General features: G+C 46.0%; 10 protein-coding genes. 5 read left to right on the top strand and 5 right to left on the bottom strand.

Features of this window, described 5'->3' with window-relative positions:
* Nucleotides 1-192: 192 nt before the first annotated feature.
* Together dksA and sfsA are read right to left on the bottom strand one after the other, a co-directional pair.
* Complete coding sequence (dksA, locus tag AB4133_RS05580) at nucleotides 193-639, bottom strand: RNA polymerase-binding protein DksA (RefSeq protein WP_017059430.1); 447 nt, start codon at nucleotides 637-639, stop codon at nucleotides 193-195.
* A gap of 135 nt (nucleotides 640-774) precedes the next feature.
* Nucleotides 775-1,500, bottom strand: coding sequence for a DNA/RNA nuclease SfsA (gene sfsA, locus AB4133_RS05575; RefSeq protein ID WP_017066814.1), 726 nt, complete (start codon nucleotides 1,498-1,500; stop codon nucleotides 775-777).
* Nucleotides 1,501-1,534: 34 nt separating this feature from the next.
* On the opposite strand from sfsA, the gene hrpB reads away from it, so the two are divergent.
* The 4 genes from hrpB (at nucleotide 1,535) to acnB (ending at nucleotide 11,662) form a co-directional block, all read left to right on the top strand.
* The gene (hrpB, locus tag AB4133_RS05570) at nucleotides 1,535-4,033 is read left to right on the top strand and encodes an ATP-dependent helicase HrpB (protein ID WP_102319891.1); all 2,499 of its coding nucleotides are present in this window, start codon (nucleotides 1,535-1,537) and stop codon (nucleotides 4,031-4,033) included.
* Entirely contained in the window at nucleotides 4,030-6,429 is a 2,400-nt protein-coding gene (gene mrcB, locus AB4133_RS05565) for a penicillin-binding protein 1B (protein ID WP_372224056.1), read from the top strand. The genes hrpB and mrcB overlap by 4 nt, the downstream gene beginning before the upstream one ends.
* 38 nt (nucleotides 6,430-6,467) lie before the next feature.
* A complete protein-coding gene (locus AB4133_RS05560) occupies nucleotides 6,468-8,801 on the top strand; it encodes a patatin-like phospholipase family protein (RefSeq protein ID WP_372224055.1) in 2,334 nt (777 codons plus the stop codon).
* A 272-nt stretch (nucleotides 8,802-9,073) separates the two neighbouring features.
* Entirely contained in the window at nucleotides 9,074-11,662 is a 2,589-nt protein-coding gene (acnB, locus tag AB4133_RS05555) for a bifunctional aconitate hydratase 2/2-methylisocitrate dehydratase (protein WP_017072021.1), read from the top strand.
* Between the two features lie 101 nt (nucleotides 11,663-11,763).
* Here the strand turns inward: acnB and AB4133_RS05550 are convergent, their stop codons facing one another.
* From AB4133_RS05550 to AB4133_RS05540, 3 genes are all read right to left on the bottom strand, one after another.
* Nucleotides 11,764-12,897 carry a glycerate kinase gene (locus tag AB4133_RS05550; protein ID WP_102394604.1) on the bottom strand — a complete coding sequence of 378 codons (1,134 nt, stop codon included), beginning with the start codon at nucleotides 12,895-12,897 and terminating at the stop codon, nucleotides 11,764-11,766.
* Between the two features lie 16 nt (nucleotides 12,898-12,913).
* On the bottom strand, nucleotides 12,914-14,179 hold the full coding sequence (locus AB4133_RS05545) for a GntP family permease (protein ID WP_017059423.1): 1,266 nt from the start codon (nucleotides 14,177-14,179) through the stop codon (nucleotides 12,914-12,916).
* Between the two features lie 127 nt (nucleotides 14,180-14,306).
* Nucleotides 14,307-15,461 (bottom strand): sugar diacid recognition domain-containing protein, encoded by a 1,155-nt coding sequence (locus AB4133_RS05540; protein WP_017066809.1) that lies wholly within the window; start codon nucleotides 15,459-15,461, stop codon nucleotides 14,307-14,309.
* Nucleotides 15,462-15,592: 131 nt separating this feature from the next.
* On the opposite strand from AB4133_RS05540, the gene AB4133_RS05535 reads away from it, so the two are divergent.
* Nucleotides 15,593-15,961: a YacL family protein gene (locus AB4133_RS05535; protein ID WP_019824378.1), complete on the top strand. Its 369-nt coding sequence runs from the start codon at nucleotides 15,593-15,595 to the stop codon at nucleotides 15,959-15,961.
* Nucleotides 15,962-15,988 lie beyond the last annotated feature (27 nt).

Genomic DNA, 15,988 nt, shown 5'->3' with positions numbered 1-15,988 from the left:
CCGCAGTAGCCGATTCTTAAGACGTTTGACAAGAGCTTTAATGCCTAGAACTAAGCTTCAATCTATAGAACAAGGTTTGATGTATAGAACTAAGGCTTAAAGCTGCTATTTACTATCAAGCGTGTGAAATACTTCGCTTGGATAACAAACAAAAAAGGGAGCCAAGGCTCCCTTTCTTTACATCTGCAAGAATTAACCTTGCATCTGTTTTTCTTTGATCTCTGCAAGTGTTTTACAGTCAATACAAAGATCAGCAGTTGGACGAGCTTCAAGGCGACGAATGCCAATCTCGATACCGCAAGAATCACAGAAGCCGAAATCGTCTTCTTCGATCTTGTCTAATGTCTTCTCAATTTTTTTGATAAGACGACGCTCACGGTCACGGTTACGTAACTCTAGGCTGAATTCTTCTTCTTGAGAAGCACGGTCAACTGGGTCTGGGAAATTCGCTGCTTCGTCCTGCATGTGGTGCACAGTACGATCAACTTCTTCCCTGAGCTGGTTGCGCCAAGCTGCTAAAATTTTTGTAAAATGTTCCGTTTGCTCAAGTGACATGTACTCTTCACCTGGCTTCTCTTGGTACGGTTCAACACCTGCGATGGCTAGGATGCCTAGCGCTTTTTTCTTAGATTCTGGCATACAGCATCTCCTATTTACACCTAGTCAACTGCAAAGCAGCTAATTTTAAGGCGGGTATCTATAGCAGAAAGAACGAATGGTGGCAAATACTCTTATTCAAACTTGCAATCAATGTGATTAGTTCAGCATCTTTGCTTAGCTATTGATAAATTCAACAGCTTGTTTTAGTTGTATTTGAGTACTGCTGAGCTCTGCTTTATAGCAAAGCACTTCAACTCCAGCGTCTTGTGCTTGTTTTAGTAATAACGAATATTTGGCGTCTATATGGTGTGCCGCAGACACTTTTTCAATACCTGAATGTAAAACAGTGAATAAAAGTACGGCTCTATTTCCAGATTCGACCATTTCTGTGAGTTCACGCAGATGTTTTTGGCCTCTGGTTGTGACCGCATCAGGGAAAAAACCTTGCCCTTTAGTTGACGTTTCTTGCTCGTCGAGCAAAGTGACGCTTTTCACTTCGATATAGCAAGGCGGCTTTTCGTTATCTTCAAGCAGAATATCAATGCGACTATTCTCACTGCCATATTTCACTTCGGTTCGTAACGCGTTATAACCTAAGAGTTCAACTATAGTCCCATTTTCAATTGCTTCCACTGCTAGCTGGTTTGCCCGCGCAGTATTTACACAAATACGATGACCTTTGTCTGTTTCTGAGATCTCCCAGCTGTTTGGGTACTTTCTCTTTGCATTATCGGAGGTTGAGTACCACACCGTATTGCCAGGAGTCGCACATCCTGTCATCGCTCCAGTGTTAGCGCAGTGGATAGTGCGCTCGCTACCGTCTGGAAGTTGGATGTCAGTGAGAAAGCGTTTATAGCGTTTAATAAGAGTCGCTGGCTCTAATGGAGGATTGAAGTGCATATTACTTATTTAGACAGGTAGGTTTTTATGTACAATGTTGCCAACATTACACCACAAGGTTCTCCCATTGCCACAACTGCCCATAGAAGCTGTGATGCCAGATCTGCTCGCTGGCTTAGAAACACACACTCAACTTATTCTAAAGGCCGCTCCCGGTGCGGGTAAGTCAACATTCTTCCCTTTACAGTTAGTTAAGACCAACGCCGTTCAAGGCAAAATCATCATGCTTGAACCGAGGCGTTTGGCTGCAAGGAATATTGCTACTTACTTAGCGAGCCAATTGGGAGAAAAGGTGGGAGAGAGCATTGGCTTTAGAGTTCGTGGTGAATCTAAAAGCAGCAGTGCGACTCGCTTAGAGATTGTTACTGAAGGGATCATGACAAGAATGATCCAAACCGACCCTGAATTAACTGGGGTTGATATGGTGATCTTTGATGAATTTCACGAGCGCAGTATTCACGCCGATACCGCATTGGCGTTTAGCTTAGAGATCCAAGAGGCGTTGCGTGACGATCTGAAAGTGGTAGTGATGTCGGCAACTTTAGATCAACAAGCTCTGCAAACTTTGCTGCCGAATGCCAAATACGTTGAATCACAAGGTCGCACCTTTCCGGTCGATTTCCGTTATCAGCCTCTTAACGCAAATGAATATCTAGCCCCTAAAATGGCTAACGTGATTCGCTCTCTGATGGAGAAAGAGTCAGGCTCACTTCTGGCCTTTTTGCCGGGCGTTTCTGCGATTAAGCAGGTGGAATCTCAACTAGAACAATTCGCCAATGATATCGATGTGTGTCCTCTGTATGGGCAACTCAGCTTTTCTCAACAGCAGAAAGCGATCGCGCCATCAGAGAAAGGGCGTCGAAAGGTGGTGTTAGCGACCAATATTGCTGAGACTTCTTTGACGATTGAAGGTATTCGATTGGTGGTTGATTCTGGGCTTGAACGTGTGGCGAAGTTCGATCTGAAAACCGGTATTACTAAGCTTGAGCAAGTGAAAATCTCGCAATCTTCAGCTGAACAACGAGCGGGCCGTGCGGGACGAATTGAAGAGGGCTTGTGCGTTCGTTTGTACAGCGAAACGCAGCTGATGCAGCAACCAGCTATACCAGAACCTGAAATTCTTCATTCTGATTTGTCTTCGCTGGTGTCTGAATTGACGCAATGGGGCGCTGCGAGTGCTGATGAACTGCAATGGTTAGACGTTCCACCCAAAGCTTCTATCGGGCAAGCCAAGCAACTCTTACAGACTCTTGAATTGTTAGACGATAATGGTCAATTTACGGCATTAGGAAAACAGGTCCAACGTTTAGGTCTAGAGCCTCGTATTGCCAGCATGTTGGTTAAAGCGCAGCAAGGTAGTCCTGCTCTGTTGAATGTCGCGATTGTTGCTGCTGCTTTGCTGGAAGAGCCGGAGCGCAATGTGACGGATATTCAACACTCTTTGCATCGACTTAAGCAAAGAAAACATTCCAAAAATAGCGTTGTGATGCAGCGAGCGAAAAGTCTCGCGAGCAAACTCAATCATCACTTAGATTTGTCACAAGCTGACGAATCATTGCTACCATTAGTGCTTTGTTTTGCCTTCCCAGACCGGATTGCACAAGTGAGAAGCGCGACCAGCAGTGCTTTCCTTTTGGCGAATGGCCACGGTGCTGAGGTTCGTGATGATGATCCACTGGCGAACAATAACTATATCGTAGTGATTGATTTGATGCGCAGCACAGGGCGAGCCAGTCAGATTTTCTTAGCCACCGCGGTTGATATCGCACAGTTAGAAGCTGAATTTCCAAAACTGTTTGTGCGTTCCGATTACGCCGATTGGGATGAGAAACGTGGCCGTTTAGTTGCTGAGCAGCGTGTATCTCTGGGCAAGTTGATTATCAGCACCAAAGCTTTACCTGATCCCGATGCGAATCAGGCGAGCCAAGCGCTGCTCAATTATGTCGCTCGATGTGGGTTGGATCGCTTAAATTGGACAGCTTCGGCTAAGCAGTTGGTTGAGCGTGTACGCTGTGCAGAGCTTTGGATGCCTGAGCATGATTGGCCAGCGATGGACGATGCGAGTTTGATTGAACACCTTGATGAGTGGCTATCTCCCTATCTGAATGGCATTAAGTCGGCAAAAGGACTGTCTAGTGTTTCGATTGAGCAAGCATTGTCGGCTTATCTTGGTTGGCCTTTGAATCAAGAAATCGACCAATGGTTGCCAACGCACTATCTGATGCCAACAGGCAGCAAGAAGGCCATTCGTTATCAATATCAATCTGAACCAGTGATCTCAGTGCGAATGCAGGAAGTCTTTGGCGAACAAGACTCGCCATTGATCGCGCAAGGGCGTAAAAAAGTAGTGCTTGAGCTCCTTTCTCCAGCACAGCGACCACTACAAATTACTCAAGATTTAGCTGGCTTTTGGGCTGGCGCGTACAAAGAAGTACAAAAAGAGATGAAGGGCCGTTACCCAAAACATCCTTGGCCGGATGACCCTGCTAACCATGTAGCAACCACTAAAACCAAACGACAGTTGAATCGATGATGACCAAAATGTTAACGCCAAAAAAGGCACCACCTAAAAAAGCGCCAGCAAAGAAGTCACCAGCGACCAAAGCCAAGCCAAGAAAACCAAGAGCGGCTGCGAAAAAGACCAAACCTAAGGCTAAGAAATCTGGCAAAAGAGGTTGGTTGAAGATCCTATGGGGCATTTCTTGGAAAGCGGGCTTAGCGCTTGCGGCATTGCTGTTGTTCGTCGGTATTTATCTTGATTCTGTGGTCAAACAGCGCTTTGAAGGTCAGCTGTTTGATTTGCCAACCGTGGTTTATGCGCGAGTGCTAGACCTGTCTCCGGGAACTCCGGTGAGTTTGGTTCAGGTTAAGAATGAGCTCGATGTACTTAATTACCGTAAGGTGAACGCGCCTCGTCACCCAGGCGAATACTCTTCTTCTTCGACCAAGATTGAAATGATTCGTCGTCCGTTCGAGTTTGTTGATGGACCGGAAGCGGATCGTCATGTGATGCTGCACTTCAATGGTAACGAATTAACTCGCATTCAGTCGCTGGAGAAGAAAGGCGACATGGGCTACCTGCGTGTTGAACCGAAAATGCTTGGCATGCTTGAGAAAAGTAACGATGAGCAGCGCCTGTTCTTAAAACGCAATCAGTTCCCAGAAGTGATGGTTGATGCCTTACTGGCAACCGAAGACCGAAACTTCTATCAACACGATGGTGTGTCGCCACTGGCCATCGCTCGTGCAATGGTCGTTAACGTCAAAGCTGGGCGAACGGTACAAGGTGGTAGTACGCTGACACAACAGTTGGCAAAAAACCTGTTCTTGTCCAGTGAACGTACATTGTGGCGTAAGGTTCGTGAAGCCTACATTGCACTTATCTTAGACCATCGTTACAGCAAAGACCGTATCCTAGAGGCTTACTTAAATGAGGTTTATCTTGGACAGAATGGTGGGCAAGCGATTCATGGCTTCGGTTTAGCGTCTCGTTTGTATTTTGGTCAACCTATTCAAGAGCTGCGCATCGATCAGCTAGCACTGCTGGTGGGTATGGTGAAAGGACCGTCGTATTACAATCCGGTTCGCTATCCTGAGCGTGCTAAGACTCGACGCGATCTGGTTCTTCGCTTATTGATGCAACAAGACATCTTAACTCCGCGACAATACGAAGAGGCGGCGAGTCGTGATTTGGATATTCAAGACAACCCACGCATTGCTAGCCGTCAGCCCGCTTATTTCCAACAAGTAAACATTGAGCTTAAGAAGTATGTCGGCGATCGATTTGAGGCGAAAAAAGGGATTCGAGTCTTTACCTCTCTGGATCCGGTATCTCAAGACAAGTTAGAGAAGTCGATTGCTCGTAAGGTGCCTGATTTATCGAAAACCGCAGGTAATAAGCTGGAAGCAGCAGCTATTGCCGTGGATAGAAATACCGGTGAAATCCGGGCGATGGTCGGTGGTAAGCGTACTGGCTACGATGGCTTTAACCGTGCCTTGAACGCGAGTCGCCCAATTGGTTCTTTGGTCAAGCCTGCAATTTACTTAACCGCACTAGAGCAGCCTCAGAAGTACACGTTGGCGACAACATTGAAAGACACGCCACTGAGCTTGAAAGGCAGTAAAGGTAGCGTGTGGAGCCCGAGAAACTTCGATCGTAAGTTCCGTGGCGATGTGCCTTTGTATGTGGCGCTTTCTAAGTCTTACAACGTACCTACTGTTCGTTTAGGCATGCAATTAGGCATTGATAGTGTCTCGGATACGATTGGAAAACTGGGGGTCGATAAAAATGAGATTCGCCCAGTGCCGTCGATGTTTTTGGGTTCGTTCTCACTGACTCCGTTCCAAGTTGCGCAGATGTATCAAACCATTACCAATTCTGGGCGTATAGCACCTTTGTCTGCGCTTCGCTCAGTTGTTGATAACGATGGCGAGGTTCTGTATCAGTCGATCCCTCGTGTATCACAAAGCGTTGACCAGCAAGCCGCTTGGCTTACAACCTATGCAATGAAACGTGGCGTGTCGGAAGGCACGGGCCGTTTCCTACAAGGTCAGTTTGCATGGGCAGGGTTAGCTGGTAAAACTGGCACTAGTAATGACAGCCGAGACAGTTGGTTCGTGGGCGTAGATGGCCGTGAAGTGACGACCATCTGGCTAGGACGTGATGATAATAAGCCGACTAAGCTTACTGGTTCGAGTGGTGCGTTACGTGTTTATGCCGATTATCTCAAACAGAGAACACCCGAGCAGTTATTGCTGCCTTGGCCGACAGGAATTGTCACCGCTAACTTTACTCGAACTTCTCAAGGGGCTTTAGAGTTTGATTGTGATGGCGCAGTCAAACTGCCAGTTTGGGATGAGGATGGAAACATTAAAAAGGGTTGTGAAAGTCAACCAAAACAGTGGCTAAAGAAGCTTTTTCAGTGGTAAAGTCGTAACAAGAAAGAATGACAAGGACAGTTAACATAATGATTTCTCGTTGGTTAGTGAGTGGCTTAGGCATTGTCGGTACTGTGATCAGTTTTCAGCTGTTTGCATCCACCGCGACACAGGTTGATCAATCTCAGCAGGCTGAACAAGCTCATAAAAGGCCAACCGTTGCTGTCGTTCTTGCTGGTGGCGGGGCAAAAGGTGCAGCTCACATTGGTGTGCTTAAAGCTCTAGAAGAGATGCAAATCCCGGTTGATTACATTACCGGTACCAGTATGGGCTCATACGTTGGTGGTCTTTATGCGACAGGGATGAGCGCAGACGAGATCGAGAGCTTTATTTATACGGTTGATTGGAATCGCGGTTATCGTGATCGCGTTAACCGTAGTGACCGCCGCGTACGTGACAAAGAATATGAAGACCGCTACCAACTGAACACCGATCTCGGCTTAGGTTGGGGCGAAATCAAAGCAAGGAAAGGGGTGGTGCAAGGCCAGAATATGTTGCGTATTCTGCGTGAGACCACGGGTAATCTATCCTCATTCGATTCTTTCGACCATCTTGCTATCCCATACCGTTCAGTCGCAACTGACATTATCGAACTTGAAGAGGTGGTCATCGATCATGGCCACCTTGTTGATGCCATGATGGCGAGTATGTCAGTTCCCGGCGCGCTTCCCCCTTATGACCTCGATGGTCGAATGCTGGTTGATGGTGGTGTCACCAATAACATGCCCGTCGACGTGGCCAGAGCGATGGGTGCAGACATCGTCATTGCGGTGGATATCAGTACCAACTACAAAGGCAAAGATGATTTCACGAATTTTCTAGCCGCAGCTGACCAACTCTCTAATTATCTTGTTCAACGCAGCACCCAAGAGCAAGCTGAAACTTTAACAGACGATGATGTCTTCCTGCGCCCAGATGTTGGGGAAATGGAGACGACAGAATTTGATAAAATGCCATCGGCTTTCCTCGCGGGCTATGAAGCTGCTAAGCAGCATACTGATGAACTTTCTAAGCTATCGCTCTCAAATGCCGATTATCAGCATTATATCGAGGACAAACAAAAAGCGCGCAGACAGCTAAAACACGGCGATAAGACCGTCGTTGACCGAGTTGTTATCAATAACAATACCCACTATTCCGATAAGCTGATCGAAAACCGTTTAAACCTTGATTCAGGTGAGATTCTGAAGACCAGTGAAATTGAATCTAAAGTACAAGACCTCTATGCGCTAGATAGATTCGAGTTGGTGACTTATGAATTTGACACAGTGAATGGCGAGGAGCAACTGCTAGTCGATGTGAACGAAAAATCTTGGGGGCCAAACTACCTCAATTTTCGATTCTTTCTTGAAGATGATTTCTCTACTACAAGCCAATACTCGCTCGGTGTCTCAGCCAACTTTACTGATATTAATAAGCATGGTGCAGAGCTAAGAACCAACATCGAGATGGGAACGGACAAGCGAATTGAAGCGGAACTTTACTCGCCATTCTTTTCGAGTCAAAAGCTGTTTACTTCGGCATCGGTTGTTTACAGCAAAGAGAACAGAAACCTACCCGCAGATATTGATGATATTGAAGAACCGACACTGGACGTAACGAAAGATTATCTCCCTATGACGTATAGTGAATATGTCGGTGAATTGGCATTAGGCTATCAACCAACCTTGTGGCAGGAGCTGACATTTGGTGTTCGTTATACAGATGGGGATGTTGAGGTTTCTTCGTTACCTTCATTGGGCAGTGGTGGCTACAAGCGTATTGGTGGCTTCATGGGTTACCGACTGGATACTTTGGATAATTTCAGCTTACCGACCAAGGGTTACTTTGTCGATTTAGAGTACCTCGTTTCTCATGATGATTTTGATAATGACAGCTCTCTTGGTGAATCGGATTTAACGTCTGAGAGTGATACGGTTTATGAGTTTTCGGCCAATTTCATGGCAGCAAAGAGTATTGAGAAGCATACTTTAGTCGCAAAGCTGGATTACGGTATTGTAGAGAGCAAAAATTCGATTTTCCCTATTGATCCCAAAGAGCTTGGTGGCTTCTTAAACCTGTCAGGTATTCCAAGGAATAGTATGATTGGTCAGAACTTGGCTTACACCAGCCTTATTTATCGTTATAAGTGGTTTGAAAATGACTTCGGCCTTTTTAAATCACCATTCTACGTGGGCGCATCCATTGAGCATGGTGGTGTTTGGTCGAACAATGATTTGAGTATTGATGAAGCGCCAATGTACACCGCGGGTTCTGTTTTCGCGGGTGTTGATTCTCCAATCGGGCCGATCATTTTAGCTTATGGCCGAACCGAAGATAATTTCGATTCGGTGTATCTGATTGTAGGTACGTCCTACAAATAATCATGCGCAGAGTCGCCATTTAAGTGCGTAATTAGGCAAAAATAGTGGGACTTTCGTCTTAACTTGCTATGTTGGTCAAAATGATAAGATTTTAATTTAACGTTAAATTTGCTATTCTACCGCCCACAGTTTGGCCTCTATGACGCCGCTCATCAATACAAATTGAATGACAAAAATGGCAATGGAGAGCCAAGTTTCCAAGGATGTTCACTTCTTTATTTTACTAACAATTATGAAGGGAAGAAGTGAACCGCAATGAGAGGAAAAAAGTCGTGCTTGAAGCCTACCGTAAACACGTCGAAGAACGTGCTGCCGAAGGAGTTGTTCCAAAACCACTAGATGCTGAGCAGGTAGCTGGCCTAGTTGAACTTCTGAAGAATCCACCTCAAGGTGAAGAAGAAATCATTCTTGACCTACTAGAAAATCGCATTCCACCGGGTGTAGATGAAGCTGCTTACGTAAAAGCTGGCTTCCTTACGGCTATCACTAAAGGTGAAGTAGCTTCGCCACTAGTAAGCAAAGCAAAAGCTGCAGAACTGCTTGGTACCATGCAAGGCGGTTACAACATCGAATCTCTAGTATCTCTACTAGACGATGCTGAGCTTGCTCCAATCGCTGTTAAAGCGCTATCTCATACTCTACTGATGTTCGATGCGTTCTATGACGTAGAAGAGAAAGCGAAAGCTGGCAATGCTGCTGCACAACAAGTACTTCAATCTTGGGCTGATGCTGAATGGTTTACAGCGAAAGATAAAGTAGCAGAAAAAATCACAGTAAAAGTATTTAAAGTCACTGGTGAAACGAACACCGATGACCTATCTCCAGCGCCTGATGCATGGTCACGTCCTGACATCCCAGTACACGCGAAAGCGATGCTGAAGATGGAACGTGATGGCATTACTCCTGATGAACAGGGTAGCGTTGGTCCAATCAAACAAATTGAAGAAATGCAAAAAGATGGCATTCCACTGGCTTACGTTGGTGATGTTGTTGGTACAGGTTCTTCACGTAAATCGGCAACAAACTCAGTACTTTGGTTCATGGGTGAAGATATCCCATTCGTACCAAACAAGCGTACTGGCGGTGTTTGTCTTGGTGGTAAAATTGCACCAATCTTCTACAACACAATGGAAGATTCAGGCGCACTACCCATTGAACTGAACGTACAAGACATGAACATGGGCGATATCATTGATATCTACCCGTACGAAGGTGTTGTTCACAAGAACGGTTCTGTGATTTCAAACTTTGAGCTAAGCAAAGTACTTCTTGATGAAGTGCGTGCTGGTGGCCGTATTCCACTGATCATCGGTCGTGGTCTAACGGGTCGTGCTCGTGACGCTCTAGGTCTAGCTGAAACGGATCTGTTTGCTAAACCAATCGATCCATCTGCATCTGATAAAGGCTACACGCTAGCTCAGAAGATGGTTGGTAAAGCATGTGGCGTTGAAGGTGTGCGTGCTGGTCAGTACTGTGAGCCTAAAATGACGACGGTAGGCTCGCAAGATACTACTGGTCCTATGACGCGTGATGAGCTTAAAGATCTGGCGTGTCTTGGTTTCTCAGCAGACCTAGTAATGCAGTCTTTCTGTCATACATCGGCATACCCTAAGCCGGTTGATGTAAATACTCACCATACGCTACCTGATTTCATCATGAATCGTGCGGGTGTTTCACTGCGTCCGGGTGATGGCGTTATCCACTCATGGCTAAACCGTATGCTTCTTCCTGATACTGTAGGTACAGGTGGTGACTCGCATACTCGTTTCCCTCTAGGTATTTCATTCCCTGCGGGTTCTGGCTTGGTAGCATTTGCTGCAGCAACAGGCGTTATGCCTCTTGATATGCCTGAATCTATCTTGGTTCGCTTTAAAGGTGAAATGCAACCGGGTATCACGCTACGTGACCTAGTACATGCCATTCCTCTTTACGGCATCAAGCAAGGCCTACTAACGGTAGAGAAAGCCGGTAAGATCAACGAATTCTCTGGTCGTGTACTAGAAATTGAAGGTGTTGAGCACTTATCTGTTGAGCAAGCATTTGAGCTTTCTGATGCATCTGCTGAGCGTTCTGCTGCAGGTTGTACCGTTAAGCTTTCTGAAGAGTCTATCTCTGAGTACTTGAACTCGAACATCGTGATGCTGAAGTGGATGATCGCTGAAGGTTACGGTGATGTTCGTACGATTGAGCGTCGTATTACAGCAATGGAAGAGTGGCTAGAGAACCCTGAGTTGCTATCTGCTGATTCAGATGCGGAATACGCGCACGTTATCGAGATTGATCTTGCTGACATCGATCAACCAATCCTATGTGCACCAAACGATCCAGATGATGCTCGTCTTCTTTCGGACGTTCAAGGTACTGAGATTCAAGAAGTGTTCATCGGTTCTTGTATGACCAACATCGGCCACTTCCGTGCCGCTGGTAAGATGCTTGAAGAGTTCAATGGTTCTCTAAACACTCGCCTATGGGTTGCTCCGCCAACGAAGATGGATAAAGACCAACTGACAGAAGAAGGCTACTACGGCATCTTCGGTCGTGCTGGGGTACGTATCGAAACTCCTGGCTGTTCACTATGTATGGGTAACCAAGCTCGTGTTGCTGATGCTTCGACGGTTATGTCGACGTCAACGCGTAACTTCCCGAACCGCTTAGGTAATGGCGCGAACGTTTATCTGGCTTCTGCTGAGCTTTCTGCTGTTGGCGCGATTCTAGGTCGCATCCCAACGAAAGAAGAGTACTTAGAGTACGCTGAGAAGATTAATGCAACGGCTGCTGATACATACCGTTACCTGAACTTCCATAAAATGGGTCAGTACACGGAAAAAGCAGACACGGTTATCTTCCAAGAGCCTGCGTAACGTCTGATTTTGTTGTAAATATAATTAAGGCCGCTGTGAATAGCGGCCTTAATTGCTTTTAGCATACAGCGAAAATTGCTTTTAGCTTACAGAGAGCTCAATTAGTGCTTAATCGTATACATTGCTGCAACATTGCGAGCAGTAAGTTCAATATTTTCAGCCGCTTCAGCCAAAGCTGTCGGCAAGTCTACTGAACGGTTCACTACCGCAAATACCGCGTCGATACCATGCTCATGAACCACACCACAATCACTGGCTAGACAGCCGGCAATACCGATGACAGGCAGTTTATGTTTTTTGGCTGTGCGAGCGACACCAATCGGTGTTTTGCCATGAATGGTTTGGCTATCAATGCGCCCCTCTCCTGTAATCACAAGATCAGCATCTGAGACTATTTCATCTAAATTGACGGCGTCCATTACGATGTTAATACCAGGGCGAAGCTCCGCATTTAACAGGCCAACAAGTGCCGCGCCTAGACCGCCTGCCGCGCCAGCACCAGGGAGATCAATGACATCGACGCCTAACTGGTTTTTCATGATACTGGCATAATGAGCAAGGTTAGCATCTAACAGCTCAACCATTTCTGGTGTTGCGCCTTTTTGCGGACCGAATACCTGTGATGCCCCTTTTGGTCCGCATAATGGATTATCGACATCACAAGCGACCTCTAAGCGTACGTTTTGTAGGCGTGGGTCGAGGTTGGTGAGATCAATGGTTGTCAGTTTTGACAGTTCACCACCACCAAACACCAGCTCGTGACCCTCTGCATCTAGCATACGAATGCCTAGCGCTTGAGCCATTCCTAAGCCACCATCATTGGTCGCACTACCACCAATGCCAATAATAATATGCTCAACACCTTTATCTAATACGGCTTTGATCAACTCACCCGTACCATAGGTAGTGGTTTTTAGTGGATTACGTTGTTCTGGAGAGACTAAATCTAGGCCGGAAGCGGCCGCCATTTCAATAATGGCAGTTTTACCGTCACCGAACATACCGTAGAAGCCTTCGACAATTTCACCTAATGGACCAATCACTGGATGTTGGATGATATAGCCATTGGTCGCATCCACCAGAGATTGTACTGTGCCTTCACCACCATCAGCCATTGGTAATTTTACGTATTCGGCGTTTGGTATTAGCTGTTTAAAGCCATCTTCAATCGCTTGAGCAACGCCCATTGCTGATAGGCTTTCTTTATATGAGTCAGGAGCAATTACAATTTTCATTTTGATACCTTTAAACTTAAACAAACAGACCAAATACACCGAAGATCATTACTGAGACGAAGGCGATAACAAGACCGACCGCTGACTCATAAGGGATGAGTTTTAGACGTTCATGAATACTCATATGTACCGCACCACCCGTGGCATGGAAGAAGCTACCATGTGGCATATGGTCAAGTACTGTCGCACCAGAGTGGATCATTGCTGCGCCTGCGAGAGCTGGAACACCTAGCTCAAGAATGGTGCTGGCAAATACATTCGATGCCACTACTGTTCCGGCAGTTGTCGATGCGGTTGATAGTGCCATCAGTGCGCCAGAAAACGGAGCAAGTAAGTAAGAAGGCAGCCCAGACATCGTCAGCACTTCAATCAGATCAGCTTTTAGTCCTGAGTTAGCAATGATGCCTGCAATGGTTCCTGTGCCCAGTAGCATTACAGCAACCGGTGCCATACGTGACAAGCCTGAAACCGCAAAGCTATTGGCTTGTTTGAAGCGACCCATAGCCAGTGCACCCAGCAATCCACCCAAGGGTAATGCAATTAGAGGATCAACATTGATATCAGCGAGTGGTCGCAGCGCGAGTAGGGCAATAGCCACTAACGGTGCAACGATTGAAGAAGAAAAGCTTGGCAGTGAACTTTGATCCGCTTTGACCACTTCACTTTCCGCTACTTTTGAACCTTTATTGACGAGGCGCTTTGCCAAGAAGTAGGCGAAAAGCAGCCCAAATAGACCCGGAATCACGCCTGCAGCCATCACAGAGGTTAACGGAACATTGAACGCATCAGCCGCCGCAATGGCATTTGGGTTAGGCGACATGACATTACCTGCTTTACCGCCGCCCACCATCGCCAAAAGGATCGCGGTTTTAGAAAGGTCTGCGCGGCGAGCAATAGCCAGTGCAATAGGAGAAACCGTGATAACGGCCACATCAACGAAAACGCCAACAGCGGTTAAAATCATGGTCGCAATGGCAAGAGCAAGTAAGGCGCGAGTTTCGCCTACTTTTTTGATGATGGATTCTGCAATCGAGGTAGCCGCCCCTGATTCAATTAGTACGCCGGCCAACACACCAGCGGCGAGAATTCGCATCACTGAAGTGACGATCCCTTGGGCACCACCTATCATTAACTCAACGGTTTCGGTGAGAGAAACGCCGCCAACCACGCCGCCAACCAAAGCACCGATGATCATGCCGTAGGTGGGTGGCACTTTTTTAAGAATGAGCGCGATAGCAACAATCAATGCTGAAAGTGCGCCAAGAGTTGAAACTTCAATCATGTTCTATTTCCCAGATAACGATGTGTCATTTTCGGCAAATATAAAGATATAGGGTTGGTAAGTCTTTGTCATTCTCTACAAATAAGTGCTCAAATCGGTCCTTTTAAATTGTGCAGTTGCACATTTTTTAGCTCGACCAGTGGAATAGATTTATTGCAATGTAGAGTTGAAATAGATCGTCTATATTGTTGATATTTAATGATGTTATTTGGTTTATCTTGTCTGTTCGATAGCGTAGCGTATTGCGATGGATATGTAGTTCGTTACAGGTGAGAGCTGAATCACAGTTCTGTTTTAAATATGTCTTCAAAGTTTTGATCAGTATCCCTTTACTGTCCTGTTGTTGAAGATGTAGGTAAGACTGCTCCAGTTGCTCACGAATCCATGGATCTTGTAACAGGCTACTCATAATGGCCGGCAGTCGATAGTCTTGATAGAAAAACATGTCTCCGGGGCGGTTACCGACACTGCGCATAGTGAGCTCAGCGGTATCATATGAGCGTGCTAAACCAGAAAGTCCGGTAAAGTAATCCCCAAGCGCAATCTTGATTTGAAACTTAGCTTCTTTCTTTATTCTTTTGAGTAGCAATTTCACGCGCTTGGCTTCTGCATCCTTGGACCAGCTGTTCCCTATCAGGGTTATAGGCTTGAGTACCACCACTTCGTTTTGTGAAACAGACAAGATACCGACTAAATTATCGCGCTCGGGATATTCAAGTAAATGTACTAATTGCTGTAAGTTTTCCAATGAAGGCGCAGTGTCTCCTATCGGTAACACCTTGACGATGGCGGCAATCCGCGGTTGTGCAAGGTCGAGATCCAGACGCTGTGCGATGGATTGCAGTTGCATGTCATTAAGCGTGCTACCTCGGATTAATTGCAATACCAATTCTTCACGATGCCTCTTATTCCATTCTACTTGAGACATAAGTACAGCTTGTTCAACAATAAGCTCAGCGGTCATCTTCACCAGCTCACCAAAATGATGAACTTGCTGCAGTGTCCCAGAAACCCCAATCGCCCCAATGACATTATCCTGAAATAGAATCGGTAAATTAACTCCAGGCTTAACCCCTTTTAGGTGTTCGGCAGTGGCTTCGTCAATATTAACGACTCGTGATTCGGTGATGGCAAGTACCGCTCCTTCATGTTTCTGGTATAAGCGAGTAGGATCACTGGATCCAATAATGCGACCTTTATTATCCATCACATTAATCGAGTGTGGGATGATCTTCATGGTTCGTTCGACAATTTGTTTGGCAATCATTTCGTTCAACTGCATAGAGCCCTCCTCTTCATTGACTGTGTAGGTTGGATCGTAACGATAAATTCGTCAATACGCTCGTTTCTGACAAGACAATGGTATACTCAGAAATAGTATCGCTTGAGTATTAATGCAGTATAGGTTGAGTTATGGAGTTTGAATTTACTAGAAACACTCTAATGGGTGAATACTATGTGAAATGCAGCATGGGCCATGAGATTGTTGGCCGTTGGCTTCAAGAAGAGATCGGTAAAGATAAGCAAAAATTAGATCATGTGATGGCGTTGATTGAGCAATCTCGACAGGACTTGAGCAATGAAGTGACGTTGCTTGGCAAAGAGATTAGCCTTGCGATTAATGAAGACGAAGTAACGATTCAAGAAAACGTGTTAGCGCATGAGCAAGAGATGGAAGAGGGCAGTGAGTTCGACTTCTATAACTGTGAAAGCCAAGCAAGCTGTGGAATCGACGATTTCGAACTGCTCATCGAACGCTGGATGGATTTTTTAGGTTACTAGTCCTAAGACCTATTTGTTAGTCATTCA

The sequence above is a fragment of the Vibrio sp. 10N.286.52.F8 genome, assembly GCF_041468745.1.
GTDB classification, from domain to species: Bacteria; Pseudomonadota; Gammaproteobacteria; order Enterobacterales; family Vibrionaceae; genus Vibrio; species Vibrio crassostreae_C.
The sequence above is the reverse complement of the archived record's forward strand: the minus strand, read 5'-3'. Positions and strand labels throughout refer to the sequence as shown.

Bases quoted from the DNA above. Each gene is read 5' to 3' on its own strand.
- AB4133_RS05560 (WP_372224055.1), top strand. From the start codon at position 6,468: ATGATTTCTCGTTGGTTAGTGAGTGGCTTAGGCATTGTCGGTACTGTG.
- AB4133_RS05550 (WP_102394604.1), bottom strand. From the start codon at position 12,897: ATGAAAATTGTAATTGCTCCTGACTCATATAAAGAAAGCCTATCAGCA.
- sfsA (WP_017066814.1), bottom strand. From the start codon at position 1,500: ATGCACTTCAATCCTCCATTAGAGCCAGCGACTCTTATTAAACGCTAT.
- dksA (WP_017059430.1), bottom strand. From the start codon at position 639: ATGCCAGAATCTAAGAAAAAAGCGCTAGGCATCCTAGCCATCGCAGGT.
- AB4133_RS05535 (WP_019824378.1), top strand. From the start codon at position 15,593: ATGGAGTTTGAATTTACTAGAAACACTCTAATGGGTGAATACTATGTG.
- hrpB (WP_102319891.1), top strand. From the start codon at position 1,535: ATGTTGCCAACATTACACCACAAGGTTCTCCCATTGCCACAACTGCCC.
- AB4133_RS05540 (WP_017066809.1), bottom strand. From the start codon at position 15,461: ATGCAGTTGAACGAAATGATTGCCAAACAAATTGTCGAACGAACCATG.
- AB4133_RS05545 (WP_017059423.1), bottom strand. From the start codon at position 14,179: ATGATTGAAGTTTCAACTCTTGGCGCACTTTCAGCATTGATTGTTGCT.
- mrcB (WP_372224056.1), top strand. From the start codon at position 4,030: ATGATGACCAAAATGTTAACGCCAAAAAAGGCACCACCTAAAAAAGCG.